Origin of the sequence: Paracidovorax citrulli, from assembly GCF_900100305.1 — a bacterium.
Lineage (GTDB): Bacteria > Pseudomonadota > Gammaproteobacteria > Burkholderiales > Burkholderiaceae_C > Paracidovorax > Paracidovorax citrulli.
Genome location: NZ_FNEY01000050.1, coordinates 1 through 25,117, shown reverse-complemented (window position 1 = coordinate 25,117; position 25,117 = coordinate 1). Strand labels below are relative to the sequence as shown.

General features: G+C 67.8%; 30 protein-coding genes and 2 pseudogenes. 15 read left to right on the top strand and 17 right to left on the bottom strand.

Translation table 11 applies throughout. The features are described from left to right. A pseudogene (locus BLR99_RS22900) lies at positions 1-162 on the bottom strand (transposase); the annotation flags it as partial. 419 nt (positions 163-581) lie between these two features. Here BLR99_RS22900 and BLR99_RS22895 point away from each other — a divergent pair. Continuing rightward, positions 582-1,562, top strand: coding sequence for a hypothetical protein (locus tag BLR99_RS22895; RefSeq protein ID WP_152643084.1), 981 nt, complete (start codon positions 582-584; stop codon positions 1,560-1,562). Position 1,563: 1 nt separating this feature from the next. Then, positions 1,564-2,559 carry a hypothetical protein gene (locus tag BLR99_RS22890; protein WP_139160197.1) on the top strand — a complete coding sequence of 332 codons (996 nt, stop codon included), beginning with the start codon at positions 1,564-1,566 and terminating at the stop codon, positions 2,557-2,559. Positions 2,560-2,613: 54 nt separating this feature from the next. Here BLR99_RS22890 and BLR99_RS22885 read toward each other — a convergent pair. Then, positions 2,614-2,712: pseudogene (locus BLR99_RS22885) on the bottom strand (IS5/IS1182 family transposase); the annotation flags it as partial. On the opposite strand from BLR99_RS22885, the gene BLR99_RS23925 reads away from it, so the two are divergent. The 7 genes from BLR99_RS23925 (at position 2,677) to BLR99_RS22880 (ending at position 6,414) form a co-directional block, all read left to right on the top strand. Then, on the top strand, positions 2,677-3,132 hold the full coding sequence (locus BLR99_RS23925; protein WP_116212463.1) for a DUF1294 domain-containing protein: 456 nt from the start codon (positions 2,677-2,679) through the stop codon (positions 3,130-3,132). The pseudogene BLR99_RS22885 and the gene BLR99_RS23925 overlap by 36 nt on opposite strands. A gap of 249 nt (positions 3,133-3,381) precedes the next feature. Continuing rightward, entirely contained in the window at positions 3,382-3,882 is a 501-nt protein-coding gene (locus BLR99_RS21465) for a hypothetical protein (protein ID WP_011793281.1), read from the top strand. A gap of 344 nt (positions 3,883-4,226) precedes the next feature. Beyond that, positions 4,227-4,835: a protein-S-isoprenylcysteine O-methyltransferase gene (locus BLR99_RS21460; protein ID WP_011793280.1), complete on the top strand. Its 609-nt coding sequence runs from the start codon at positions 4,227-4,229 to the stop codon at positions 4,833-4,835. 37 nt (positions 4,836-4,872) lie between these two features. Next, complete coding sequence (locus BLR99_RS21455) at positions 4,873-5,316, top strand: hypothetical protein (RefSeq protein ID WP_011793279.1); 444 nt, start codon at positions 4,873-4,875, stop codon at positions 5,314-5,316. A 154-nt stretch (positions 5,317-5,470) separates the two neighbouring features. Beyond that, positions 5,471-5,875, top strand: coding sequence for an HdeA family protein (locus BLR99_RS21450; protein ID WP_011793278.1), 405 nt, complete (start codon positions 5,471-5,473; stop codon positions 5,873-5,875). Positions 5,876-5,986: 111 nt separating this feature from the next. Then, on the top strand, positions 5,987-6,175 hold the full coding sequence (locus BLR99_RS21445; RefSeq protein ID WP_074687508.1) for a T6SS effector amidase Tae4 family protein: 189 nt from the start codon (positions 5,987-5,989) through the stop codon (positions 6,173-6,175). Positions 6,176-6,201: 26 nt separating this feature from the next. After that, a complete protein-coding gene (locus BLR99_RS22880) occupies positions 6,202-6,414 on the top strand; it encodes a hypothetical protein (protein ID WP_133246140.1) in 213 nt (70 codons plus the stop codon). A 62-nt stretch (positions 6,415-6,476) separates the two neighbouring features. Here BLR99_RS22880 and BLR99_RS21440 read toward each other — a convergent pair whose 3' ends face one another. Then, positions 6,477-7,043 (bottom strand): YopT-type cysteine protease domain-containing protein, encoded by a 567-nt coding sequence (locus tag BLR99_RS21440; protein ID WP_011793277.1) that lies wholly within the window; start codon positions 7,041-7,043, stop codon positions 6,477-6,479. A gap of 499 nt (positions 7,044-7,542) precedes the next feature. Here BLR99_RS21440 and BLR99_RS21435 point away from each other — a divergent pair, with 499 nt between their 5' ends. Further along, a complete protein-coding gene (locus BLR99_RS21435; protein WP_017438374.1) occupies positions 7,543-7,914 on the top strand; it encodes a hypothetical protein in 372 nt (123 codons plus the stop codon). A gap of 16 nt (positions 7,915-7,930) precedes the next feature. Here the strand turns inward: BLR99_RS21435 and BLR99_RS21430 are convergent, their stop codons facing one another. Both BLR99_RS21430 and BLR99_RS21425 read right to left on the bottom strand, forming a co-directional pair. Then, on the bottom strand, positions 7,931-8,842 hold the full coding sequence (locus BLR99_RS21430; protein ID WP_228193920.1) for a hypothetical protein: 912 nt from the start codon (positions 8,840-8,842) through the stop codon (positions 7,931-7,933). Between the two features lie 52 nt (positions 8,843-8,894). Beyond that, positions 8,895-10,166 (bottom strand): MFS transporter, encoded by a 1,272-nt coding sequence (locus BLR99_RS21425; protein WP_011793275.1) that lies wholly within the window; start codon positions 10,164-10,166, stop codon positions 8,895-8,897. Positions 10,167-10,230: 64 nt separating this feature from the next. On the opposite strand from BLR99_RS21425, the gene BLR99_RS21420 reads away from it, so the two are divergent. The 4 genes from BLR99_RS21420 to BLR99_RS21405 all read left to right on the top strand — a co-directional run bounded on the left by BLR99_RS21420 (position 10,231) and on the right by BLR99_RS21405 (position 12,498). Beyond that, a complete protein-coding gene (locus BLR99_RS21420) occupies positions 10,231-11,145 on the top strand; it encodes an AraC family transcriptional regulator (RefSeq protein WP_011793274.1) in 915 nt (304 codons plus the stop codon). A 57-nt stretch (positions 11,146-11,202) separates the two neighbouring features. Then, a complete protein-coding gene (locus BLR99_RS21415) occupies positions 11,203-11,832 on the top strand; it encodes a flavin reductase family protein (RefSeq protein ID WP_011793273.1) in 630 nt (209 codons plus the stop codon). Positions 11,833-11,954: 122 nt separating this feature from the next. Then, entirely contained in the window at positions 11,955-12,173 is a 219-nt protein-coding gene (locus BLR99_RS21410) for a hypothetical protein (protein WP_011793272.1), read from the top strand. A 97-nt stretch (positions 12,174-12,270) separates the two neighbouring features. Then, positions 12,271-12,498: a hypothetical protein gene (locus BLR99_RS21405; RefSeq protein WP_228193921.1), complete on the top strand. Its 228-nt coding sequence runs from the start codon at positions 12,271-12,273 to the stop codon at positions 12,496-12,498. A 93-nt stretch (positions 12,499-12,591) separates the two neighbouring features. Here the strand turns inward: BLR99_RS21405 and BLR99_RS21400 are convergent, their stop codons facing one another. Genes BLR99_RS21400 through cobM form a run of 11 tightly spaced genes read right to left on the bottom strand, consistent with a single transcriptional unit; the run spans position 12,592 to position 22,060 of the window. After that, positions 12,592-12,984 (bottom strand): (2Fe-2S) ferredoxin domain-containing protein, encoded by a 393-nt coding sequence (locus BLR99_RS21400; RefSeq protein WP_011793270.1) that lies wholly within the window; start codon positions 12,982-12,984, stop codon positions 12,592-12,594. Further along, positions 12,981-13,988: a precorrin-3B C(17)-methyltransferase gene (gene cobJ / locus BLR99_RS21395; RefSeq protein WP_017438848.1), complete on the bottom strand. Its 1,008-nt coding sequence runs from the start codon at positions 13,986-13,988 to the stop codon at positions 12,981-12,983. The genes BLR99_RS21400 and cobJ overlap by 4 nt, the downstream gene beginning before the upstream one ends. A 27-nt stretch (positions 13,989-14,015) precedes the next feature. Next, the gene (locus BLR99_RS21390) at positions 14,016-14,684 is read right to left on the bottom strand and encodes an energy-coupling factor ABC transporter permease (protein ID WP_011793268.1); all 669 of its coding nucleotides are present in this window, start codon (positions 14,682-14,684) and stop codon (positions 14,016-14,018) included. A 55-nt stretch (positions 14,685-14,739) separates the two neighbouring features. Continuing rightward, complete coding sequence (locus BLR99_RS21385; protein ID WP_011793267.1) at positions 14,740-15,198, bottom strand: cobalamin biosynthesis protein; 459 nt, start codon at positions 15,196-15,198, stop codon at positions 14,740-14,742. Next, positions 15,195-15,986: a cobalamin biosynthesis central domain-containing protein gene (locus BLR99_RS21380; protein WP_011793266.1), complete on the bottom strand. Its 792-nt coding sequence runs from the start codon at positions 15,984-15,986 to the stop codon at positions 15,195-15,197. The genes BLR99_RS21385 and BLR99_RS21380 overlap by 4 nt, the downstream gene beginning before the upstream one ends. Next, the gene (cobI, locus tag BLR99_RS21375; RefSeq protein ID WP_011793265.1) at positions 15,983-16,882 is read right to left on the bottom strand and encodes a precorrin-2 C(20)-methyltransferase; all 900 of its coding nucleotides are present in this window, start codon (positions 16,880-16,882) and stop codon (positions 15,983-15,985) included. The genes BLR99_RS21380 and cobI overlap by 4 nt, the downstream gene beginning before the upstream one ends. Next, on the bottom strand, positions 16,879-18,222 hold the full coding sequence (locus tag BLR99_RS21370) for a bifunctional cobalt-precorrin-7 (C(5))-methyltransferase/cobalt-precorrin-6B (C(15))-methyltransferase (RefSeq protein ID WP_011793264.1): 1,344 nt from the start codon (positions 18,220-18,222) through the stop codon (positions 16,879-16,881). The genes cobI and BLR99_RS21370 overlap by 4 nt, the downstream gene beginning before the upstream one ends. A 2-nt stretch (positions 18,223-18,224) precedes the next feature. Further along, positions 18,225-19,352, bottom strand: a complete 1,128-nt coding sequence (locus BLR99_RS21365; RefSeq protein WP_011793263.1) for a cobalt-precorrin-5B (C(1))-methyltransferase — start codon at positions 19,350-19,352, stop codon at positions 18,225-18,227. A gap of 7 nt (positions 19,353-19,359) precedes the next feature. Beyond that, positions 19,360-20,079, bottom strand: coding sequence for a precorrin-8X methylmutase (locus BLR99_RS21360; protein WP_011793262.1), 720 nt, complete (start codon positions 20,077-20,079; stop codon positions 19,360-19,362). Continuing rightward, the gene (locus tag BLR99_RS21355; protein ID WP_017439656.1) at positions 20,076-21,182 is read right to left on the bottom strand and encodes a sirohydrochlorin chelatase; all 1,107 of its coding nucleotides are present in this window, start codon (positions 21,180-21,182) and stop codon (positions 20,076-20,078) included. The genes BLR99_RS21360 and BLR99_RS21355 overlap by 4 nt, the downstream gene beginning before the upstream one ends. Beyond that, positions 21,179-22,060, bottom strand: a complete 882-nt coding sequence (gene cobM / locus BLR99_RS21350) for a precorrin-4 C(11)-methyltransferase (RefSeq protein ID WP_046060543.1) — start codon at positions 22,058-22,060, stop codon at positions 21,179-21,181. Before cobM ends, BLR99_RS21355 begins: the two co-directional genes overlap by 4 nt. Before the next feature lie 519 nt (positions 22,061-22,579). Between cobM and BLR99_RS21345 the strand changes: the two genes are divergently transcribed. Next, positions 22,580-24,520: a carboxylesterase family protein gene (locus BLR99_RS21345; protein WP_017439125.1), complete on the top strand. Its 1,941-nt coding sequence runs from the start codon at positions 22,580-22,582 to the stop codon at positions 24,518-24,520. Between the two features lie 52 nt (positions 24,521-24,572). Here the strand turns inward: BLR99_RS21345 and BLR99_RS21340 are convergent. Further along, a partial coding sequence (locus tag BLR99_RS21340; RefSeq protein WP_139160158.1) for a peptidoglycan-binding domain-containing protein occupies positions 24,573-25,117 on the bottom strand: 545 nt, incomplete at its 5' end.

The window sequence follows — 25,117 nt, the reverse complement described above, 5'->3', positions numbered from 1 at the left end:
CCGCCGCCAGCAGGTCATGCCGCTGCCATAGCCCAGGGACTGCGGTAGGTCTTCCCAGGCGATGCCGGTGTGCAGCACGAACAGGATGCCATTGAGGGCCGCTTCGTCGCTGACGGTGCGCTTGCGCGCTCCGCCCTTGGCCGATGGCACGAAGGCCGGGAGAGGTGTTGAAGCTGTCGCTCAGTTCTTTGCTGACCGGTCCCTTGCCATGAGGGCACTAGCCATAGCCTCTCTGCCCTTCGCATGAGATGGTGGTGTTAGCCGCTCTTGGTAGGGGGAACAGGTCCGCGCAAGCCCGCTCGACACGTGCAAGCGCTATGGCTTTTGGCCAAGTTCGGACAACGCATCCAGCTTGGCGTTGTGCAGTCGGAATCCGTTACTGCAAATGCCTACCTTGGGGCTGCGCGCTGGTGTGGTCGTTGGCTGCATTGGCGGGCAGCCTGGCCTATCGGTGAGCGCCTTGAAACTATTGGCTCGGACCTCTGGGTAAAAAAGATTTTGCTTCATTTGATAAATTCGTTATTTATAGGATGGAACCGGGACGCACACTGCGTCAATTACAAGTTCTAACTGGTGGGGCATTGGAGACGATGACTTTAGATGGAAACCAATTTCGTGCTTCGGGATGGGCCTGTGATAGCACACGCCCCGACGAAGCCACAGGTATTCATATTTGGCGAGAGAGAGGTTGGCTGACAGGGGGGAATGCTCCGCTCCCTCGTGAGCCCGCAGTAGGAGCCGCATGCGGTAGCTCTAATTCCAATCATGGCTTTGACATTTCCGCAGTGGTGCCGGAGAATCTGCTCGATAATAAGGATTATGTTGTGTCGGTCTATTCGGTAGGTTCCGGAGGTTATACCGAACTGATTGGCAGCAAAAGCTTAAAATTCGTTAACCCAAATGTTAAAGTGCCCAAAAACATCGGTGATGTTTTAGGGAGAGACCTAAATACGGTGGGCCTCGGCTCAGTTGGCCATATCGGCATCTGGGACGGATCGCAAGTTATTGAGGTACTCAACGAATCGGGAAATGTCGTCAAGACTAATACTTGGGAGGATTTTCGAGCGAGAACAAAACCCTGGGATACCGCATATCCAAAAATTCCCAGTTATTCTGTTCGCACCTGCTATTCAAATGTTTGCAACGGAGAAGGCGCGGTTTTCGGAGGCTCTGGCTCAACAAATACAACCTACAGCACTTTCGATTCGCGGATGGCATTGATAAGAAGGGCGTTTCAGATCATGGCGGTCGGATCCACATATACCGTTTCGCCGTATCCTACAATGGCATTACCAATTATCAGTCGCCCAACTGGGGGGCAGACCCCAGCCAGGGCGGGAGTCTACCGTTGTGATACATTTATCTTAGACTTGTTCGCGTGGATTGACATACCAACCGGAAACGCTAACAACACAATGTGGAGTCGAATCAACTCATCGCCTCTCCCGTTCAATAGATTTATAACGAACCAACCTAACGACTGGAAGATTAAAATAAAGAACCTAATAAACGATGATTACCTCCCTTCATCGGTTTACAACAGAATAAAATCTTTTGAATAATATGAAGAAATCCATTTACGTGGTAGGGTTACTCGCCGTCCTGACAACTTTATCGGCAGCGGCGCAAACAGATTTCATTGCTCCTCCTGTGTGGGTAATGAACGCCTCTGCGCAAAGTCTTTTTTCTGAATATCTCTCACTAAGGAATCAGAGCGATATCCAAAGAACCGCATTGCTTGACATTATTAACTCAAAAAATCTCCCCGCCACACAAAACAACACTAATTCCTTGGTGCAATCGTATAAGAGCAGCAATTCGGAGCCCGAAAAGATAGCAATCTTGCGACTGCTTGGGCAAATGTATGACCAAGGCGACGTAGGAGTGAAAAACACCGCCTTGGATGCGATCCTGTCCGCAACCCAGGATGTTCAATTGAGCGTGGCTGGAGAGGCAACTCGGATCTATTCAGAATCGGGTTATTTTTCAAATTCTCTTGCCGTATTAAATAAAGCCAGAGATTCGAAAATAATTGACCGTGACACTTATGCAGCAAGTTTGGCAAAGCTGATGCTAATTGCACCTCAGGAAGCTGTCCAGAGAATTGCAAGTATGCTCAGTGAGGGCGATAGCCGCAGAGCGATCGACATATTGTCTCTGGCATTCTCAACCGATTCTCAATACTCGTTAGCGCCTGGGTCAAGAAAAATTATCTTGGAGATGCTTGAGAAAAACGAACCTGAATTCCCGAAGGATAAGGCGCGCATGGGAGCGTTAGATGCAATTCGCTACGACACATGGCTCAATGCCTCAGCAAATCTGGCCCAATCAGTTAAGGGTGAAGACCGAAATTCATATGTTAGTAGGAAGCTAATGGCCCCAAATATAGATGAGCGAAAGCTGGTGGCGTACGTAATTTCAGCTTCGCAAGAGTCATCTTCGTTGAACGTGAAAAGCGTCTCATCTACTCAGAGGATTCGACAATTAGTTTCGGCCAGAGCTAATGCGTACCCTGACGACTCGCTTACCGCAGAGGCAATGCGACGCTTGAGTGAGTAATTAAGTGCCAGAAAATCCTGTGAAACTGAGGTAGAACACTGCGCGTAAGAGCGGCTAACGCCACCCGTCCACAAATCGCGCACAGATGATCGCTGCAGCCAGTTTCAACAGCGCCTCGTGGATGTCCAGCCGCCGCTCAAAGCGAATGCGCAGCCACCGGCTGGCCGGGCCGCCCGTCCGCGTTCCGATACCCCGCGCGGCGCATCCTGGAACGCCGCCAGCGTATGGGCGCTTGTGCTGGGTGCCGCAGTGCTGCTGGCCGGCTACGGGCTGGGCCATCCGCCGCGCTGGACGCTCTGGCTGTACCTCGGTGCCAGCGTGGTCACGTTCCTGGCCTATGCCATCGACAAGTCCGCAGCACGGCGCGGCGCCTGGCGCATCGCGGAGCGAAAGCTCCACTGGCTGGCGTTGGTGGGCGGCTGGCCCGGGGCGCTGGTCGCGCAGCAGGTGCTTCGGCACAAGTCGACGAAGGCGGAATTCCGCACGGTGTTCTGGGCGACGGTGGTGCTGAACCTGACCGGGTTCTACTTTCTGGCGAGCCCGTATGCCCGGGTGCTCTGGCAGCGCTTTTGAAAACGATCTTCCCTCGCATTTACCTGCACGTTGATGCCTGCATTACCTGAACAGCAGGCTGCTCCGTTGCCGATGGGAACACTTTCTCAGTATCGATGTAAGGCAGAAGAAAGCTTGAAGCGACGTAATGCCGAGCGCTGGCGGGAGGCCAGCACGCTGTAAAGCGCCAACCGACGCTGCGCCCCTACAAAACAAATGTCCCCTCCATCATTGACCTGTCATCGTGAGGGATTCAACCCCCCCTTACGAGTGGCCGACCGGTTCACCATCGACCGCTTTCTGGTCAAGCTGAAGCAGTTGTACTGGCAGTCCACGCTGGCGGCGGAAGAGGCCACGCAGTATTGGGCCGATGTCGCCACTACATCGCAAAGCCCTCTTGCGCCGTTGGCGCATGTCCCCGGCGTTTTCTCAGCCCTTTGGCTTCCAGACGTCGCGCCCACTACGGCCACCGTGCTCGGTACCGCAGGATATGGATTCGCAGCGCTGCCAAAGCACCTCATCCACTTCACCACGCCAGCAGGTGCCGCAGGCATTGCACATTCAGGCCTCATCCATGCCAGCCGCGCAGGAGCTCACGGGATTTTCGGCCCAGGCGTCTACATGGCGCGGGTCGGTCTTCCGTTGAACATGATGATCAAGGAAGGGGCGACGATTCCCATCCATCTGGCCACACCCGCCGGCACGGTGCGGATCCTTCCTTACTTCGTCTATGTGCGCTGGGGCAGCCACGCGCTCAGAATCGCCAAATGACCCCTCGGAGGACCTTCGCCTTCTACGCACGGTGGTTCAGCGCAGTATTCGCCTGGACCTGCTGGGCCCTCGCCGTTTTCCATTCGTGGTGGTGGCTGCTCCCTTCGCTCGTGCCCTACGTACTGTGCAATCGGTTCTTGAAAGACGAATAGAACCGCTTGGCATCCACTGTAGGCGGTGGTGGAGCGGTAGCCCCGGAGCATTGATCGCGCAGCAGGTGCTTCGGCACAAGCCGTCGAAGGCGGTGCTACCGAGGGTTATGGCTGGCGGAAAGCCTTGCCACTGTCCACTGCGTCCGTGGCGATACAGAATGGCCGGGCGATAGAAAAACAGAGAGGGAACCCATGCATCTTCACGCCCCCCAGGCCGCATTCCTTGCCGGCCTGCTGGCCTACCAGGCCATCCGCACCATCTACCAGCGCCGCGCGCGCGCTGCGGGCCCGTCCAGGGCGAGCTATTCCAGCCGCCAGGACAAGGCGCTGATCGCGCTGGTGGCGATCGGGCAGATGGTGCTGCCGCTGGCGTACATCTTCACGCCCTGGCTCGATGGAGCCTCGCACGATGTGGCTCCCGACGTGCTGCCGTATGCCGGTGCGCTGGTCTGGGCCGCGGGCCTGTGGGTGTTCTGGCGCGCCCACGCGGAGCTGGGTACGTGGTGGTCGATCACGCTGGAGATCCGCCACGACCACCAGTTGGTCCAGCGCGGCGTGTACCGCGCGGTGCGGCACCCCATGTATGCCGCGTTCCTGCTGTTCGGCGTGGCGCAGGCCCTGCTGCTGCCCAATGCCATCGCGGGGCCCGCGGCACTGGTCGCGGTGGCCATCCTCTGCATCGTGCGCATCCCCCGCGAGGAGGCGATGATGTGCGAAGTGTTCGGGCAGGCGTACCGCGACTACATGCGGACCACGGGCGCGGTCATTCCGCGGCTGGTGCCGCGGCGGCGCATCGCCTGACCGGCAGCCCCTCGCAGATGCACGTACGTCATCACGCATGCACACGACCCGCTCTCCCGACGGCCTGCACCGCGCAGCCCTGCGCTTCGAGGGCGAGATCCGCTTCGGGCCGGAGTACTTCCGGCTGGCCATCGATGGCCGCGAGGTGCCGCACCGGATCTTCGGCAGGCCGCTGTGCTGGTCGCCCGATTCGCGCGTCGTCGTGGCCCAGGAGTGGCTCACCACCGACGATGGCGAGGGCCCCGTCACCTGCGCCGCGCTGATCGACGTGCAGGCCTGGGCGATCGCGCGGCTGGAGGTGGCGGTGAAAGGGTTCGCGGAGGACTTCCGGCCCGATGATGCCGGCACGCTGCGCTATCGCATGCGCTTTCCGGCCATGGGCGAGGTGTTCGATGTGGCAATGGAGACGAGTGCGGTGCATGCGTGGACGGGCATCGATGTGCAGCCCCGGCCGCAAGCGCCGCATTCGCAGCCTCTCTAAGTCCTCTCTAAGTCTGCAGTCCTAGGATGAAATCGTCGTTGAAAGCCCTGGCGATTTCACCATCGCAAGGGGCGGACGACACGGTACCGGCATGCCGCCGCCGATGCGGCGCACGTACCGGAGCCCATCATCGTTCGATCGAGGAGTGACCACCATGAGAGTTCTTGCCCGCCTGTCCGTCCTGACCCTTTCCTCCCTGGCCGCCGCAGCGGCCATGGCGCAGACGCCGAGCCCTGCGGCACCGTCGGCAGCGGCTACGAACCCGGCGGCCGCCACGGCACCGGCCGCGAAGGCCCGCAAGCCGCTGGTGAAGACCACCTGCTCCGACTACGTGGGCATGGACGAGACCGTCAAGCCCAAGTTCATCTACTACGCCGTGGGCCACACGCAGGGCGGCAAGAAGGAAGCGGTGTTCGAGGAGGACGCCATCGAGAAGATCAAGCCCGAACTGGACCAGTACTGCTCGGTGCACCTGACGAAGTCCGCCTATGCGAAGGTGATGGCCAGCAGCATGGCGTCCGAGGGGTCGGCGGCGCACGGGCATTCGAAGGCCAAGTGATACCTGAAAGCCTACGTTGGCGGACGAATGGTCCTTCGGGCTGCTCGCCCGCCTTGCGTTCCCCTCAATCTTGAGCACCAGTTTTCACCGCAGTACACAGGGGCTGATGGAATGAAGCGCATTGAAAGCCGCAAAGGAATTGTCTTTTTCAAGGATTTTTACGGACCGGGTATGCAGGGCGATCACATCGATCTTTGGAATGGCTGGCGTCTTTCCTCTTTCTCGTCGATTATCAGTGTACATACGCCGTTTGGCAGCCATCATGAAAAAGGCGCCGTGTGGTTTTGGGAAACAGTGTGACCAGGGTATCGAGAATAGTAGCCTGCGTGTTGGGAATCGCCGCAGGCCTGTATGGCGCATGGTGGGTCTCCTGGCTCGCGCACACCCTGTATGTGGAAAAGGCCGGCAGCTTCGATTCACTCAATATGGCGATGCTCGCGAGCTTTCTGATGGCCGCAGTGGTGCTGTGTCCGTTGTCCTGCGGGTTGTTGCTGAAAGTCTTGCGACGCTGGACAGCGCGCAGGAAGGCAAGCCGCTGAGGCGGTGGTGGTCCGGCGCCGTAACGGGCACGCCCTGGCCGCCGTTGGCCAGGGCAAGGACGTCAATGCATTGACTGCACGCTGACTGCCATCAGGATGTGGCCGTTGGGACGCTCGTAGCGGTTGCTGAGGCTCTGCATCAAGCCTCCCATCCTGCGCGGCGGGGCCTCGAACTCACCGAAGTTGGGATCGAAGAGGGTCACCTTGCCGCCGGCCGCGGATGTCGCAACGGTGTGGGCCGTCCCATCCGTGAAATACAACCCGAGCAGGTGTCGCGTTCCATTGGTGGAGACCGCGCGGGCCACGTCGGACAACGCATCGGAACGGTAGATATCCTCGTTGTCTGCAGGACGCAGGCCCGCCTCACGCAGCACACCGTTCTGCGCCCTCATGTCGGCATCGGCAGCTCCCATTCCCTGCGCACGCAGAGCATCCTTGTCCTGCTGGTACTTCTGCTGCCGCAACGCCGCCTGGGCATGGCTTGGGGTGTCCCGCGCGAGAGCTGCCATGCGGCCGGAGGGACTCTGGTTCGGACGGCGCAGCCATTCCGTGACGAGGCCGACGCAAATACCTTCGACATTGGCCTGCTCCAGTTCAGCCGTCTGGTAGGCGAATACGGATGTGCTCACCCGCGGCGGAGAATCGATGCCGGAACTGGAACTGGATGCACTGAAAGTGGGGCTGGTGGGCTGGTGGGCTGGGGTAGCTGGGGGAAGCCGGGTGCGCAGGGTTCTTGCCGGCGCAGGCGCCTTTCCTGTCGGGCCAGGCAGGCGGCAGGGACGCGCGGGGCGCGAACATTTGCACAGAGAGCGAAGGCGGCGGCACACGTCCTGGAGCAGGCGGCTGGCGGCCGGCTCCATGCGCATGCGAGCCACGGCGCCCTGATGGAGAGACAGAGCGGCGGGGCCCGGTGGCTGACCCTCCATGGGACAGGGTGTGCGAAATGGTTCTCTGGATACGGTTTTCCATGGGCCTTTCTTCTTCCAAAAAGCCGCGATTCCACACAAATTCCGCCAACAGCACCTGTCCAGTGCGAAGCCATGGGGCCGGACGAGAAAGAAATGCCCAAGCCGTGCGATAGTGGAGCAACGAAACACCCTGTCCGGCGAATGAGATCGGGAGATTCCCATGAAATGCTTCGTACACCATGACTCGGATGCGGTCGGCACCTGCCGCGCCTGCAACAAGGGACTGTGCCCGGCCTGCGCGACCGACCTGGGCCATTCCATCTGCTGCGCGGGCGATTGCGAGGCCAAGGCACGCACGCTGCATTCGCAGGTGGAGCAGAGCGCGGTCGTGCTCGCGGCGCAGCGGCGCCACCGCTTCCTCGCGCCCATCTTCTTCATCGCGGCCGGGGCCATCTTCATCGTGTTTTCAAGCCAGGGGCGCGGGCCGTGGCCCCGCTTCGCCGATGCGATCGGCCTGGGCTTCATCGTGTTCGGGATCATCCTGGGCGTCGTCAGTCAACGCTACGCGCGGGAGCTGGCCCGCAAGGCCTGACGGCCGACCGGCCGGATCAGGCGGACCGGTTCCCCCCTCCCAGCGCCACCTTCGCGGCCAGCCAAGCGATCAGCGCGCACAGCGCTGCCAGCGCCGCGGTGAACACCAGCTGGATGGCGAACGGGCCCGGCGCCGCGTTCCAGTCGTAGTGCCGCGCCCCGCCCGCCCGGGGATGGATGACGAGGTGGCCGGTCTGAACGGCGCCGGCGACCTGCCACGCCAGCCAGGCCGCGAACAGGGCGGCCAGCGCGGCGCCGGCAGCCGCCATGCAGCGGCCGGGCAGGCGCAGCCGGGGCGTGTCCACCGGGGGTTCTGCCACTTTCGGCAGGCTGCGGATCTGACGCCTGAGGGCGGCCGACCGCGGCGGGAGCGGTTCTCCCTCCAGCGCCACGGGCACGCCCAGGAAACCGCCGGCCGCGCGGGCCGCCGCTTCCAGGCGCGAGGGCGCGCCGGCCCGGGGCAGGACCACCCAGGCCAGCACGCGGGGGCCGCCGTGCACGCAGCGCAGGACCAGCTCTTCGCGCCGCAGCCCTCCGCGCCCGTGCGGGACGCGGCGCAGCCAGATGGCGTCGATGTGCGAGAGGATGACACCCATGTCGCGCACGCTCGGCGCTCCCCGGAAATGGCGCAGGGCTTCGCCGGTGCCCTCCAGGCGGGACAGCCGGGCTTCGCGGCTGCGTGGCGCGAAACGCAGGAGGGCGATGCCCCCGCCGCAGACCAGCACGCCCCACAGGACCAGCACCGCCACGGCCCACGGACCTTCCGACGCGAGGCGTGCGCGGGCCTGCGGATCAGCCACCCACGGCACCGCCACGATCCAGGGAAGCACCGCGAGCAGGCCTCCGGCCAGCAGCATGGCCGCCGCCAGCAGGCGTGGCCGCACGCAGACGCGCAGGCAGTTCCCGCCGTGCAGCTGTTCGATCAGCACGCCCGGCAACGCGCGGCGCCTCCCGTGGGTGGGGATGCGGTGGGGCCGCCGTTCATGCCACGGCCATGCGCTGCGCGCGCGCCCTGGCCGCGACGCCGATGCCGACGACACCCGCCGAAGCCACGCCCAGCACCAGGGCGGCGGCCGAGCCGTAGAAGATGCCGGAGGTCATGCCCGCGTCCAGCATGGCGCCGAACACCGGGGCGGCCATGCAGAAGCCGAGGTCCAGGCCCGAGTACACCGTGCCATAGACGCGGCCGGTGGCGCCGGGCGGCGCGGCGCGCTTGATGAGCATGTCGCGCGAGGGGCCGGCCAGGCCGGTGCCCACGCCCGCCAGCGCCACGAAGACCATGGCGGCCATGCCCGGCAGCAGGCCCGTGCCCGCGGCGACCAGCAGCACGGCCGTGGCCAGCAGGCAGACGGTGATGGTGCGCTCCAGCCGGGCCACGCGGCCGGCCAGGAAGCCGCCGACCACCATGCCGGCGGCGCCGCACAGCATGTAGCCGGTGACGACCATGGAGGTGACGGACAGCGGCAGGCCGTACATCTTCTGCAGCGTGGGGCCGGCGAAGCTCTGGATGACGCTCAGCGAGCAGGTGGTCCAGAAGAAGAACGAGAAGCAGAGCCAGACGGAAGGCAGCCGGAGGAAGGCCATGGGGTGTTCGGCCGGGGCGCCTGCCGGCGCGGTGGCGGCGCCGGGCTTGCCCGCGGCGGGTGCGGCCTTGCCCCGGCGGTCGTCGAGCGCGTCGCGGTTCAGGACCATGATGGACAGGATGACCAGCGCCAGCAGGCCGCCGCAGAGGCAGGCCGCCCGCCAGGACCCGGTGGCCGCGGTGATGCCGGCCATGAAGACGGGCGCGGTGGCCCAGCCCAGGTTGCCGGAGATGCCGTGCACCGAGAAGCCGTGGCCCAGGCGCTGGGGTGACACGCGCTTGTTGAGGATGGTGAAGTCCACCGGATGGAAGGGGGCGTTGCCCAGGCCCGCCAGCGCCGCGGCCGCCATCAGCCCGGCATAACCGGTGGCGATGCTGGCCACGAGGCCGGACAGGACGAAGCTCGACAGCGCGAAGAACATCACCGGGCGCGCGCCGACCCGGTCCACGATGAAGCCCGACAGAGCCTGGCCCACGCCGGAGATGACGAAGAACACCGACACCAGCAGGCCCAGCTCGGAGTAGCTGTAGCCGAACTCCGCGATGAGGAAGGGGAACAGCGGCGGCAGCAGCAGGTGGAAGAAGTGCGAAGAGCCGTGCGCCAGGCCGATGAGGCCGATGGTGCGGGCGTCCTGCCGCAGCGTGGCCGTGGGTGCGTTGATCGAGGTCATGCGGCGATCTTAAGAAGCCGCCCCGCGTCCGGATTACGATAGCCGGCCAAAGATTGTCGCGAACATGCCAAGCACCGCACTTTCCGCATCCGGGGACGGACCACGGCCGGCCCGCGCCCCGCGCACGCAGCGCGCGCTGTCCTATGTGGACTCGCTCACGCCGCATCTGTTCGTGCCGAGCGCCGCGCGGCCGGTGCGCGCCAAGGCACGCCATCTGTCGGCCGACACGCAGGTGCTGCCGCACAGCCACCCCTGGGCGCAGGTGGCGGTGTCCACGACGGGCGCGATCCGGCTCACCGTGGCGCAGGGCACCTACATCGTGCCGCCCTCCCGCGCGCTGTGGATTCCGCCCGGGGTGGAACACACGGTGACCATGGTGGAGAGCGCCGATCTGCGCACCCTGTACCTGTACCAGCCGCGCGGGCACTGCGGCCCGGGTGTGCCGCGCGCCGAGCAGGCGCCCTGGCGGCAGTGCCGCGTGCTGGAGGTGTCGGACCTGCTGCGCGCGCTGGTGCGCGAGATGCCGTGCGAGCCCGACGATGCGCCCCCGCCGTCCGGCGAGGCACTGCACAGGGAACGGCTGCTGAGCGCGCTGCTGCTGGATGAATTGCGCCGCGCTCCCGTGGTACGCCTGGGCGTGGATCTGCCTCGCGACAAGCGGCTGCGCCATCTGTGCGAGGCCATGCTGGCCGACCCCACGCGGCACGAGGCACTGGCCGACTGGGCGCGCGATACCGGGGCGAGCCCGCGCACGTTGGCCAGGCTCTTCCGCACCGAACTGCACACGACGTTCACGCAGTGGCGCCAGCAGGTGATCCTGGCGCAGGCAGTGGCGCTGGCGGCCACGCGCCGGCCCATGGGACAGATCGCGGCGGAGCTGGGCTACAGCCCGAGCGCCTTCAGCGCGATGGTGCGGCGCACGGTAGGCATGGCGCCGGGACGTTTCCTGGGCACGCAGGCCGGGTCGCGCAGCGGCTGACCGGGCCATCGGCCGGCCGTCTGCCGGCTGACCGGGTTTTGTGTATCGTGGCAGGCCATGACCTCCACCGCCCGCACCCTCCACAGCTACGAGCCCCGTAGCGGCCACCGCCTGCCGCACGACCCGTTCAACGCCATCGTGGGCCCCCGGCCCATCGGCTGGATCAGCACGCGCAGCGCCGCGGGCGTGCTGAACCTCGCGCCCTACAGTTTCTTCAACGCCTTCAACTACGTGCCGCCCATCGTCGGCTTCGCCAGCATCGGCGCGAAGGACACGCTGGCCAATGTGCAGGCCACCGGCGAGTTCGTATGGAACCTCGCCACCCGCGATCTGGCCGAGGCGATGAACCAGACCTGCGCCGCAGTGCCGCCCGAGGTGGACGAGTTCACCCTGGCCGGGCTCACGCCCCTGGCCTCCGAGCGCGTCGCGCCGCCGCGCGTGGCCGAAAGCCCCGTGACCTTCGAATGCCGGTGCACGCAGGTCCTGCAGCTGCAGGGCGCGGACGGGGTGCAGGTGCCCACCTGGCTGGTGCTGGGCGAGGTGGTGACGATCCACATCGACACGGCGCTGCTGAAGGACGGGGTGTACGACACGGCGAGCGCCGGGCACATCCTGCGCGCGGGGGGCCCGGCGGACTACTTCTCGGTGGGGCCGGAGCAGAAGTTCAAGATGTACCGGCCGCGCTGACGGCGGGTACCGCGGCAGCGCTTATGCTCATGCATGGCAGCGTTGACGTATTCCACTGCCGGGCAACCGCCCCGCTGCCGCCACGGTGCCCGCGCAAGACCCTTCCGGAAAGAACCCACACCATGAACGCCACCCGACTCGTCGCCCTTGCCCTCATCGTGGCCGGCGCGCTCGGCCTCGCCTATGGAGGCTTCAGCTATACCAAGGACACCACGGTGGTGAAGCTGGGGCCGCTGGAGATCTCCGCCAAGGAGCAGGAGCGCGTCAATGTCCCGCTGTGGCTGGGCATCGGCGCCATCGCCGTGGGCGGGCTGCTGCTGGTGGTGGGCGGCCGGAAGTAAGGCCGTCCCGCATCCCATGGCAACGCCCGGCCGGAGATTCCCTTTTCTCGCCCGCCATTGGTTCGGTGCGCTCTGCGCGCTCCTGGGTTTGGCGCCCTTGGTGCTCCTGCTGGCCTGGTGGCCGCTGGCCACGCTGCTGGAGTGCTCCGGCAACGAGGGCTCGGGCATGCACTGCGCCGCCGCGCCGGGGCTGTCCGACATGGCATATACGGTGTTCATGGCGGGCGCCTGGGGCTCGCTGTTCACGCTGCCGGCGGCGCTGTCGCTGTACCTGGTCGGGGCGGGCCTGCGCTGGCTGCTGGGGCGGCCCGGCGACTCGCGGTGAATCGCCGCGACCGGCACCACGGAGACACCGGATGATGCGAGATGAGAACAGCCGCTGACCTGACGCCAGCGAGCATTGCTCTCACCATATTTTTCAGCCGCCCGTGGGCCCCTGGTGGAACACCAGGTCTTCCACCGGCTGGCCTCCCACCAGGTGCTGCTCGATGATCCGGTCCATGTTGGCGGGCGTGACGTCGTAGTACCAGGTGCCGTCGGGCTGCACGCACATCACCGGGCCGCCCTTGCAGGCGGCGAAGCAGCTCACGCGGCTGCGCTTCACGCGCAGGTCGCCGTCGTTGAGGCCGGCGGCCTTGAACTTCTCGCCCAGGCTGTCGAACAGCGCCTGGGCCTGGCCCTCCTGCGCGCAGCGGGGGCCGGTGCAGATGAGGATGTGGCGGCGGTAGCTGCCGATCTTGGGCTTGACGACCACGCGCACACCCTCGGGCGTGGCGGCTGCGGTGGTGTTCTCGGGCGTGTCGGTGCTCATGCCTCGTCCTCGGTGGTGGCAGCGGCCTCGGCGATGACAAGCGGCTGGGCCAGCGTGTCGCGGATGTAGTCGGCCGGCAGGCGGTGGCGCAGGGCCAGCGCTTCGATGCTTTCGCCGGCCGCGTGGTCGAGCTGCAGGTTCTCCAGCCAGCCGTTGAGGCCCGTGGAGAGCGAGCGGCCCGGCCGCTCGCCCTCCCGCGTGGCGCCTCCTCCCTCCACGTCGTACTTGTTGGCGTACCCGCGCGGCGTGACCATGAGGCCGTGCTGCACGATGGTGTTGCTGTTGCCGATGAGCACCGTGCTCAGCATGCCGATGTCGGCATCGCACATGGTGGCCAGCGTGGCGAATTCGATGCGCTCGCGGCGGCGGTAGGCGCTCTTGACGATGGCCACGGGCGTGTCCGGGCTGCGGTGGCGCAAAAAGAGCCGCTGGGCCTCCTCGATCTGCCGCGTGCGGCGGCCGCTCTTGGGGTTGTAGAGCGCGACCACGAAGTCGGCCATGGCGGCGGCGTCGAGCCGGCGCGCGATGGTGGGCCAGGGCGTGAGCAGGTCCGACAGCGAGATGGCGCAGAAGTCGTGCGTGAGCGGCGCGCCCACACGGGCCGCGCAGCTGTTGAGGGCGGATGCGCCGGGCACGATCTCGACCTCGATGCCCTCGGGGTCGGGCACGCCGTTCTCATCGACTTCCGGCGGCGTCCAGCCGGCCTGGAACAGCACCTCGAAGGTGGGGCCGGCCATGCCATAGACGCCGGCATCGCCCGAGGAGATCAGCGCGACCTTCTTGCCCTCGCGGGCGCGGGCCAGGGCCTCGATGGCGCGGTCGAGCTCCTCGGTCATGGACTTGCGGATGATCTCCTTGCCCTCGATGAGGTCGGCCACCAACTTGATGTAGGTGACGTAGCCGATGATGGTGTCGGCCTCGGCGATGGCGGCGCGGGCGCGCGCCGTCATGTGGTCGGTGCTGCCGGGGCCGATGCCCACGAGCATGATCTTTCCTGCGGACATGTGCGTGTCGTCTCTTTCGGATGGGGGTCAGGCCGCCGTCGCCGCGGTGGCGCCGGGAGCGGCGATGCGCTGCAGCGTGCCCTCGTCGATGCAGGCGGCGAGCCAGCGGCGGCCGCGCAGGCGCGTGGCGCCCAGGGTGATGGCGATGGTCAGCAGCGGCTCCACGGCCACCAGGCTGAGGTAGGACGCGGCGAACAGTGCCCAGTCGGCCACGGGGGCCGGATCGCTGCTGATGGAGAGCCAGAAGCCCACCATGAGGGTGACGCCCGCGTAGTACATGGCGTCGAGCTTGAGCACGTTGGCCACGCTGATGCGCGCCAGGCGCTTGCCCACGCCGTGGTGCACGGCCACCAGCGGCACGGCCAGGCTCAGGAAGTTGATGGCGAGGTGCGCCAGGTCCTGCGGCTCGAAGACGAGGGCCTGGGCCAGCAGCCCCAGGCCAAAGCCGAACAGCGTGGGGATGAAGCCGAACAGCAGGTAGATGGGCATGGCGCCGACGAAGTGCAGCTCGGACGGGCCGATGGGCATGTGCCAGACCTGCATCAGCACGCTGAAGAAAAAGGCGGCCAGCAGCGTGCGCAGCCAGGCCGTGGGGCTCTTGAGCAGGGGCAGCGCGTGCGCGCCCAGCAGCGCGGTGGCGGCGACGGAGGCATAGGCGATCTTGTCCTGCGAGAGGATGCCGATTTCGATATGCATGGTGGACCTTTCTGGAGTTGCGGGAAGGAGCGGGCCGGGGCGCGGGCGTGGCGCCTCAGCCGCCGGAATCGGAAGTGCCCTGCGGGGCAGGCGCAATGCGGGCGATGGACACGGTGGCATTGCGCCCGTCCGGGCCGCGCAGGCGGTGCTTTTCGACGAGCAGGGCCGACGCATCGGCCGCGCCCGCGGCCAGCAGCGCGGCGGCCTCGCTGACCGAGGGCGTGCCCATGTAGCGCAGCACGGTTTCCGACGGATTGGGCACCGGCACGGCCGCCAGCTGCGCCGCGGCGTACCAGCGCAGCGGCCAGCCATGGCGGGCGGCCAGCGACAGGAAGGCGGCTTCGTCGTGCTTGGCCTCGATGCTGGCGGCCACGGCCACCTGGGCGACCTGCGCGCCGACCTGGGCGAGGGCTTCGCGCAGGCAGGCTTCGACCGTGGCCTCGGGGGTGCCTCGGTCGCAGCCCAGGCCAATGGCCAGGCGGGGTGCCGGGCGAACGCCGTGTGCAGTGCTCACGCGGCGGCTTCCACGGGCGGGCGATAGACCACCAGGCGCTCGTGCCATGCGGCCCAGCGCTCGGGCGCGACCTCGTCGTGCGTGATCCACAGCACGGCCTGGAAGCGGCCCGGCTCCACGCCGCTCCAGCCGTCCAGGCAGGTGATGTTGGCGGGCAGCGGCGTGGGCCGGTTCCACCACTGGCGGCTGCCGGCCTCCTGCACCACGGCGATGGGCTCGCCGTTGACCACGTGGGCCGAGACGCGCGTGATGTTGATCTTGGGCGCCTCCACGCGCCAGCCCAGGTGGCGGCCGAGGATATCGACGGGAATGGTCTTGCCCACGTCGGACGCGGTGGTGAGCACGGGCGTGGCGCCGATGAGGGCGGCGATGCGCTCGCTCCACTCGTTGGCGCCGCCCACGTGGCCCGAGAGCACGGGGATGACGAACTGGCCGGCATCGTCCACCACCGTGACGCCGGGGTCCTCGTCCTTGGACTTGAGCACCGGAGCGATCAGGCGCACCACGGCGCCCAGCGAGACGAAGAAGACCAGCTGGTCGTACTGCGCGAAGAGCGGCGCGATCTCATCGCGCAGCGCACCTTCGTAGGCACGCACGGTGTTGGGCAGGCCCTCGAAGGCCGCAGCGAACTTGGCGGCGGTGCAGACGTGCGCCTGCGGCACGTCGCGCGCCAGCTGCGCGGCCTGGGCGGCGCCGTGGCGGGTGATGGCGACGAGGCACACGCGCACCTCGCCGGCGGGCTGCGCGGGGGCGGAGAGCACCACGTCAGGGGTGGCAGGGGTATTCATTCGGCAAGCTCCGGTTCGTCGGAAAGGGGTTGGTCCACCACGGAAGCCGTGGAGGCCGCGGGCAATGTCTTCTTCAGGCAGCCCTTGATGCGCTCGCCGCGGATGCGGTGCGGGTTCTTCACCACCATGAGCGAGAGGTAGCTGACCTTGGTGCCGCGCAGCGCGGGCAGATCGGTGCCGGCCACGCAGCGCTCGTCGGGTGCGCCCACGCGCTCGATGAACTGGGTGTTGGGCAGCAGGCCGCGCCGCTCCAGCCAGTCGATCAGGTCGTCCATGAGGGGCTTGACCTTCATCAGCACCAGGGTGTCGAAGTCGGGCAGCAGGCGATCCACCGCGCTCACGCCATAGGCGGCGGGCACGATGGCGATGGTGTCGTCCTGCTCGGCCAGCGGCATGCCGCGCGTGGCGCAGGCGGCCGTGAAGGCGTTGACGCCCGCGATCACCGGCACTTCGATGCGCGCATCCAGCGCCCGCACGGTGCGCGCCAGGTGGCCGAAGGTGGCGTAGGTGCTGGCGTCGCCCTCGACCAGGAAAAGCACGTCCTGCCCGGCCTGCAGCCAGGGCAGCACGGTGTCCGCGGCGCGCATCCAGGCACGGGCGAGCTTGTCGCCGTCGTGCGTCATCGGGAAAAGCAGCGTCTGGTGCGTGGCGGGCGGCGCGAGGCCGGCGCGCTGCACGATGTCGAACGCGTAGCTGGGCGTTTTGGTGCTGCGCGCGGGATAGGTCCACACGGCGTCGGTGCGCTGCAGTTGCGCCCAGGCGGCGCGGGTGATGAGGCCGGGGTCGCCCGGGCCGAGCGAAACGCCGATGAGGCGGCCCAGCGGGCCCCGCGTCGGCGGAGTGTGCGTGTCCTGCGGCCGCGGCGCGCTCGTGATGGTGGTGTGCTCGGCGGTCATGCGCCCTCCTCCACGGCGACGGCAGCAGTCCCGACGCTGCCCGCCTGCGCGCAGACGATCCACACCGGGTTCTCGGCCGCCATGCGGTGCATGTGCAGGATGGGTTTGCTGCGCGCCGCCTGCAGCTGCAGCACGTCCCACGCGGCGCCTGCAGCCTGCAGGGCCTGGGTGGCGGCAGCCAAGTTCTCCAGCGTGACGAAATTCATCACCAGCCAGCCGCCGGGGCGCAGGCGTTTCAGGCACAGCGCGATCAGCTCGGCCAGCTCGCCGCCCGAGCCGCCGATGAAGACGGCGTCCGGATCGGGCCAGGCATCCAGCCCCTCGGGCGCCTTGCCGTGCACCAGCGTGTGGTTGGAGACACCGAAATCGCGCACGTTGCGGCGCGCGATCTCCACGTCGCCCTCGTTCTTCTCCATCGCCCAGACATGGCCCTGCGGGCACAGGCGCGCGGCCTCCAGCCCCACCGAGCCGCTGCCGGCGCCGATGTCCCACACGCGGCTGGCGGCACGCAACTGCATGCGTGCGAGCGAGACGGCGCGCACCTCCTGCTTGGTGATCAGGCCCTTGTCCGGCTGGCGCTGGTGGTAGGCCGCATCGGGCAGGCCGAAGCGCACCGCGTCGGGCCGCTGGCGCGTGCGCACCAGCAGCACGACGTTGGGGTCGGCGAAGTCCTGCGCGGCGGCAGCGGCCGGAGCCATGTCGGCCCACACGCGCTCGTCGGGCGTGCACAGGCGCTCGGCCACGCTGATCTGGAAATCGTCGCCCAGGCCTTCGGCCACCAGCAGGCGCGCGATGCGCGCGGGTGTGTTGTCGGGGCTGGTGAGCACGGCCAGGCGGTCGTGCTGGCGCACGGCCTGGGCCAGCGCGTAGAGGCCGTGCGCAGGTTCAGCGCCCACGGTCCATTCGCCGGCATCCTTCGCATGCACGGAGACGATGCGCGCGTCCTGCCAGGCCAGGCCCAGCCGGGCGCAGGCGAGCTGCAGGGTGGAGACGTTGGGCATCACCTCCAGCGCCTGGATGCACAGGCGCGAGGCCAGGTAGCTGGCGATGCCGTGGCAGAGCGGGTCGCCCGTGGCCAGCACCACGCAGGCCTGGTGGGCGGCGCGGGCCTCGGCGATCCAGCCGGGCACGGACGAGAGGCAGCCGGTCAGATCGCGCCGCACGGCCTGCGGGGCAATGTCGTCCTCCAGCAGCGCCAGGGTGCGCGTGCCGCCGATCACCAGGTCGGCGCGGCGCAGCAGCGCGAGCGCGGTGGCGCTCAGGCTGGCGGCGCCATCGTCCAGCACGCCGATCACGCGGCAGGGCTGGGGGTCTTTTTCGAGCAGGTTCGTGGTGGTCATCGTCATGCGGTGGCAGCCGGCCCGGAGGCGGCTTCGGTGATCTTGCTGCCGTCGAAATCGCAGACCAGCACGGTGAGGTGGAAGCGGTCGCCGTAGCGGTCGGGCGCGGTCAGCGTCTGCACCACGGCCTGGGCGAGCGCATGGTGGAAGGGCTCGCCCAGGCCCAGGGCCTGCATGCGCTCGGCGCCGAAGCGCGCGGTCTCGGCGGCGGCGATCTCGGCGCACACGTCGGGCGGCGCGCCCACGCGGGCGGCCAGTTCGGCCAGCAACTGGGTATCGACCTCGGCGCGGTTGGCGTGGGTGATCGTCTCGCCCTGGGCGATCTTCGTGAGCTTGCCCACCATGCCGCCGATGACTACTTCGCGCAGGCCCTGCGCCACGGCCTCGTCCAGCGCGTAGCGCAGGAAGTCGCCCATCTGCACGAAGCAGGCGGCGGGCAGCTCGGGCCGCTCCTTCATCGCGAACTGCTCGGTGCGCCCGCCCGTGGTCAGCACCACCACGCCATGGCCGAGCGTGGCCGCCACCTGCACGCCCTGCACCACGCTGGCGCGGTAGGCGGACGTGGAATACGGCTTGACGATGCCCGTGGTGCCCAGGATGGAGATGCCGCCCAGGATGCCGAGGCGCGCGTTGAGCGTCTTCCTGGCCATTTCCACGCCCTGGGGCACGGAGATGGTCACTTCGATCCCCGCGTTCGCGAGCAGCGGGCCGCCCACGGCGCGCACGTTCTCCTCGATGTTGCGGCGGGGCACGGGATTGATGGCCGGGCCGCCCACTTCCAGGCCCAGGCCGGCCATGGTGACCGTGCCCACGCCGAAGCCGCCGCACAGCACGACCTCGCCCGCTCGGCCGGGCAGCACGCGCACGTCGGCGGTGAGGTGGGCCTTGTCGGTGCAATCGGGGTCGTCGCCCGCGTCCTTGATGACCATGGCGTGCGCGGCCTGGCCAGCTTCGCAGGCTCCGTCATTCACCGCGAAGCGCACCACGTCCCCATTGGGCAGCAGGCAGTCCACCGCCTCGGGCACGGCACCTTCGACCAGGCCCAGCACGGCGGCGCGCGCGGCGGCGGCGGAGCAGGCCCCGGTGGTGAAGCCGGTGCGCGTGCCGCGGCGGACGGTTTTCTCCATCATGGCGGGTTCAGCCTCCGGTGGCGCTCCGTGCCGGCCCCTGTGCGGGCTGCTGCGGTTGTTGCTTCTGCCGCGCCTCGGCCAGCGCCAGCAGCGCGTGCAGCGCGGCCACCACCAGGGTGGAGCCGCCCTTGCGGCCGCGGATCACGATCCAGGGCACCTCGGCCACTTCGGCCATCAAATCCTTGGATTCGGCGGCGGAGACGAAGCCCACCGGCATGCCCACCACGAGGGCCGGGCGCACGCCCTCTTCGCGGATCAGGCGCACGAGTTCGATGAGCGCCGTGGGTGCGTTGCCGATGCCCACGACGGCGCCCTGCAGCAGCCCCAGCCGGTGCGCCTTGCGCATGGCCTGCACGGCGCGCGTGGTGTCCTCGGCCTGGGCCCGGGCGATCACGTCGGCGTCGCTGATGAACTGGTGCGTGCGCATGCCGAAGTGGGCCAGGCGCGGCTGCGACAGGCCCGAGCAGATCATCTCCACGTCTGCCACCACCGGCGCGCCGCCGCGGAGCATGGCGGCCATGCCGGCCTCCACCGCCTCGGGGTGGAAGTCGGTCAGGCCGTTGAATTCGAAGTCGGCATTGGCGTGGATCATGCGGCGCACGATCGGCCACTGCTGCGCGGTGTAGGCATGCGGGCCGGCTTCGGCGTCGATGATGGCGAAGCTGTCGTGCTCGATGGCCTGGCCGGCGCGCGTGAGCTGTTCGGTGACGGTGTTGACCGTGCTCATGCGGCGGCTCCGGCCGGCTGGTGTGCGGCGTGGCCGTGCTGGGGATGGTCGTGACCATGGGAATGGGAATGCCCGTGGTCATGGCCGTGCGCATGCGCGTGATCGTGCCCATGGCCGTGCGGGTGGGCATGACCGGCGCCTGCTTCAGCGGGGGCTGCGGTCGCATGGGCATGCGTGTGCTCGTGGCTGTGGCCGTGCCCCAGGTCGTGCGCGATCTCGCGGTACTTGCAGCCGTCGCACGGCAGGCGGCTGTCGGGCAGGCCGGCCTCCAGGTCGGCCACGCGCTGCTCCAGCAGCTCGAAGATCTCGCGCTCCATGCCGAAATGGCCCGACTGCGCGAAGCGCACCTGCGGGTACTGCGCGCGCAGGTGCTCCACCTGGCGGCCGATGCGCTGCATCAGCGTGCCGGTGTAGAGGTAGTACGGCAGCACCACGATCTGCTTCATGCCCAGCAGCACCTGGCGCTGCACCACGCGCTCCAGGCGCGGCCAGGTGATGCCGGTGAAGGCGATCTCCACCAGTTCATGGTGGCTGTCCTCCTGCAGCCAGCGCGCCATCTTGGCGACGTCGCCGTTGGCCTGCCGGTCGGACGAGCCGCGGCCCAGCAGCACCACGCCGGTGGTGGTGGGATCGGGTACGTCCAGCGCCTGCATGCAGCGGCGCAACTGGCGCTGCAGGATCGCGAGGATGGGCTCGCAGGCCGTGAGGTGCGGCCCGTACAGGAACTCCACGCCCGGGCAGTGCGCGCGCGCATGCTCGATGGATTCGGGAATTTCCATCTTCACGTGGCCGGCCGCGTTCAGGATGAGTGGCAGCACCAGGACGCGGCGGCTGCCCTTGGCGGCCAACAGCAGGCCGTCGTGCAGGCCCGGTGGCGCGAATTCGATGAAGCACACCTCGATGCGCCAGCCGGGCCGGCGTTCGCGCCACTGGCGCACGAAGGCATGGATTTCGTCGTTGCCCTCGGGCTCGCGCGAGCCGTGGCCGACCAGCAGCACGGTGGTTCCGGCCTGCACGGGCGCGCTCAGGGCAGCCTGGACGTGGTCGCCGCCGTGGGCGGCGTGGCCGTGGGAGTGGGAATGCGGAGCGTGGAGGTGCGTCATCGTTGGGGTTCCGGCGTGTTGGTGGCGGCTTGCGGGGCGGCAGCGGGTGCGTCGGCCGCGCGCCGGAAGCGGTGGGTGAAGCCCGGGTCGTAGAGCTTGGATCTGGCGAGTTCGGGCCAGTGGCGCGCGCCCAGCGTGGGGCTGGCGATGATCATGGCCTGGCTCACCACCTGGGCCTCGCGGCAGCGCTCGCGCACGTCCGCCACCGTGCAGCGCACGATGCGCTCCTCGCCGGGCCAGGAGGCCTTGTGGACCACGAGCAGCGGCGCGTCGTCCGGCCAGCCGGCTTCGCGCAGCCCGGCCTGCACCTTGTGCAGCAGGGTGATCGACAGGAAGATGCAGAGCGTGCAGCGGTGGCGCGCGAGTTCGGCGAGCGATTCTCCGGACGGCATGGGCGTGCGGCCTTCCACGCGCGTGAACACCACGGTCTGCGTGACCTCGGGCAGCGTGAAACTCTCCACCGCCGCGGCGGCAGAGGCCATGGCCGAGGACACGCCCGGCACCACGCGCACCGGCACGCCCGCGGCATCGAGGGGCTGCACGAGTTCGACCAGCGCGCCGTACAGCGCCGGATCGCCCGTCTGCAGGCGCACCACGGTGCGGTGCTTCTGCGCCTGCAGCACGAGCCACGCGGCCATCTGGTCCAGCGTCATGGATTTGCTGTCCGCGATGGTGCAGCCCGGGGGCGCCCAGCGCGTGGCGGTTTCGTCCACGAGCGAGCCGGCGAACAGGATGGCTCCTGCGCGTTCGACCAGGGAGCGGCCCTTGACGGTGATGAGGTCCGGATCGCCGGGCCCGGCACCGACGAACCAGACGGTGCCTGGTCCCGGGACGGCGGTGTCGCAGGCCCCGTTGGCCTGCGCCGAAGAATCTGGCATGGGAAGCGATGAACAAAGATGCGCCCGCCGCGGCAGGCGCGCCCGCACCCTGCCTCCCCGCAGGGTCCGTGAAATGGAGCATGCACGCAAAAGCGCGCGCTCCCCTGTCGGCCGGTATCCGGGCTGGCGGCGCGGCAGTTCGTGCCGGGCTCCCCGGGCCCTTCCCGGATGCCGCGAAGGCATTCCAGTGGACGTCGTTCCAGGGGCCGAAGGCGCCTGGCCTGAGCCCATGCGCCTTCCATCGCTGACCGTTGCGGGGGCAGCCCAGGCCGGGGCCGTCGTCCGTGGCGGAGCGGCCCTTCCTGGTTCCCGTTTAACTGCGCGGCCGGAAACGGCCGCGCGAGCACCAACGGGCGGAAGTATAGGGGGAGCCGCGCCGGCATGGCCCGCTCAGGACGTTTCAGAACGATTCAGGCGCCCGCCCCCGGGCCGGCCGGGATTCGCACCAAGAATGGGCAAGGCGCTCGCGCCGAATGCAACGGCCACCCGGCCACAACATATGTAGAGAGGGAACCCGACATGCGACATCCGCACACCATCCGAGGCGCCTGGCTGGCGCTGTCCATCGCCGCCGTGCTGTCCGGCACCGGCTGCAGCACGGCCCGCACGGACCACGAGGCGTCAGCCGCGCCCGGCTCCGCCTGCGCCAGCGGCACCAGTGCCACCTTCAGCAACGGCGCATCCGTGTGCGGGAGCCAGGCAGCCGTCACGCCCGCGGGCGGATCGGCCGTGGCAGTGAACACCTACCTGGGCATCCGGTACGCCCGGGCGGACCGGTTCCAGCCGCCGCAGCTGACCCCTCCCGCCGGAAGCAACGTGCCGCAGACCATGCCCGGCGCCTTCTGCCCGCAGCCCAACAGCACCGTCTTCCCCAACCAGAGCGAAGACTGCCTCTACCTGAACGTCTTCACGCCACAGTCGGCCCTCGGGGCGTCCCGGCCGCTGCCGGTGCTGTTCTTCATCCACGGCGGCGCGTTCGTGGAAGGCAGCGGCTACCAGCCTTCCAGGAACGGCAATATCCTCGACGGCTCCTACCTCGCCGCCACGGGCAACATGGTGGTGGTGACCATCAACTACCGGCTGGGCGCGCTGGGTTTCCTGGCGATCGACGACCCCGTCGAGAATCCGTCGATCGCAGGCCCGCTGACCGGCAATTTCGGCATCCTCGACCAGCAGGCAGCGCTGAAATGGGTGCAACAGTACATCGGCACTTTCGGAGGCGATCCTGCCCGCGTCACCGTGGCGGGCGAAAGTGCCGGAGCGATGTCCACGGGGCTGCACCTGTTCGCCGCCCCGGGCAGCGCGCAGCTCTTCCAGGCCGCCATCATGGAGAGCAACCCGGCAGGGTCCGTGTACCGGACAACGGACAGGGCACAACAGATGGGTGCGCGATTCCACGACCATCTTTGCAAAATCGTGAACAACTGCGGCACGGCCCGGCAGCCCTTGCCCGTGCTGCGGACCGCTTCGGCGAATCAGATCATCGCGGCCCAAAGCCAGGTCTTCATTCCCCGGGCCATCCAGGGGGCGGCGTCCGCGCAGGAGCAGAAGGCCATCCAGGCACTGGCGGCAACGCCGGTGATCGGCATCCTGGGCGAAGGCGCGCCACAGACCCGTGACGGCCTCCCCTGGTCGCCGACGCTGGATGGCACCGTGATCGCCGGGCAGCCCCTCGCCGGCTATGCGACGGCCCGGTCAGGTCCGCTGCCCGCGAAGCCGTTCGTCTTCGGCATCAACCGGGACGAAGGCGTGGTCTTCGCGGACATGGCCTATCTCCAGCTGGACAAAAAGCTCTTCCCATTCATGGTCAACGACATGGCTCTCGGCTGGGTCTGGGGAAATGACCGCACCAGGATCACCGGCTACACCGTGCAAGGCGCTGCACCCTACAAGGCTCCGGCCGCCTCGGCCCCCAGCTACATGGACAACGGCTCGGCCGTGACGCTGTCGAACATCATCAACGACTTCGCATTCCGCTGCGCCAACCTCGCCATGGCCGGCCGCGGGGCCGCTGCCAACGCGAAGGCCAGCCCCGCGCTGCCTGCGTTCGGCTACCTGTTCGCGCAGGCGCCGATCTTCAACCTGTACAGGGACAAGACGGGCGCGCCCGTGCCGGCCTGCCAGCCGGATGCCGGCAGCGTCTGCCACGCCAACGAAATACCGTACGTGTTCAATACCGTCGGGCACCTGGACCCGCAGCACCCCGTCCCCCGCGCGGACCAGGCACTGTCGCAGACCATGGCGGCCGCCTGGGCGAGCTTCGTGAACAACCCGTCCAGCCCGGCACCCTGGGCCGCGTCCGGCAGCCTGCCGACGCGCTGGGCGCCCTATGCCGGCCTGTCGTCGCAACTGACGCAATGGAACACGGCCGGCGACAGCAGTGTCAGCGCGTCCCGGATCGACCAGGGCGCGAATTGCTCCGCCCTCTGGAACACGATCGCGCCCATCGCGGGGAACTGAGCGGGCGGCCAGGACGCAGCAAGGCGGCATCCCGCCGCCGTTTGCCGCGCGCTCAACGCGAGAGCGCGTCGGTCGTGGCCGCGTCCAGCCGCCCCGTCACCGGCAGGCCCTTGTCCTTCTGGAACGCCCGCAGCCCGTTCGCCGTCTTCGGGCCCATGCCCCCGTCCGGCGCGCCCACGTCGTAGCCCAGCGCGTTCAGCCGCGCCTGCGCCTCGCGCACCGACATCGCCGCGCCCGCCTTCGTCTGCGACGGCGCCATGCCCCCGTCCACGCCCAGCCGGCCGCCACCGCCCAGCCCCTGGCCCTGCACCTTCTGCGCCTTGTAGTTGCGCAGCGCCATGACCATTTGGTTGTACGCATCCATGAACGCCGCCGTCAGCACCTTGCCTTGCGAGGTGTTCTGATAGCCCCCGAGGCCGCCCCCGGCCGAGCCCCCGAACAGGCCGCCGAAGCCCGCGAAGTCGCTCTTGGACGCGCTGCCCTCCGACACCGACACCTGCACGCCCGAGCGGTTGTCCACCAGCGTCAGCATCGCGCTGGCCTCGCGCGTCTTCAGCGCTCCGCCCAGCGCGCCGATCGCCCGGCCGCCGCCGCCAC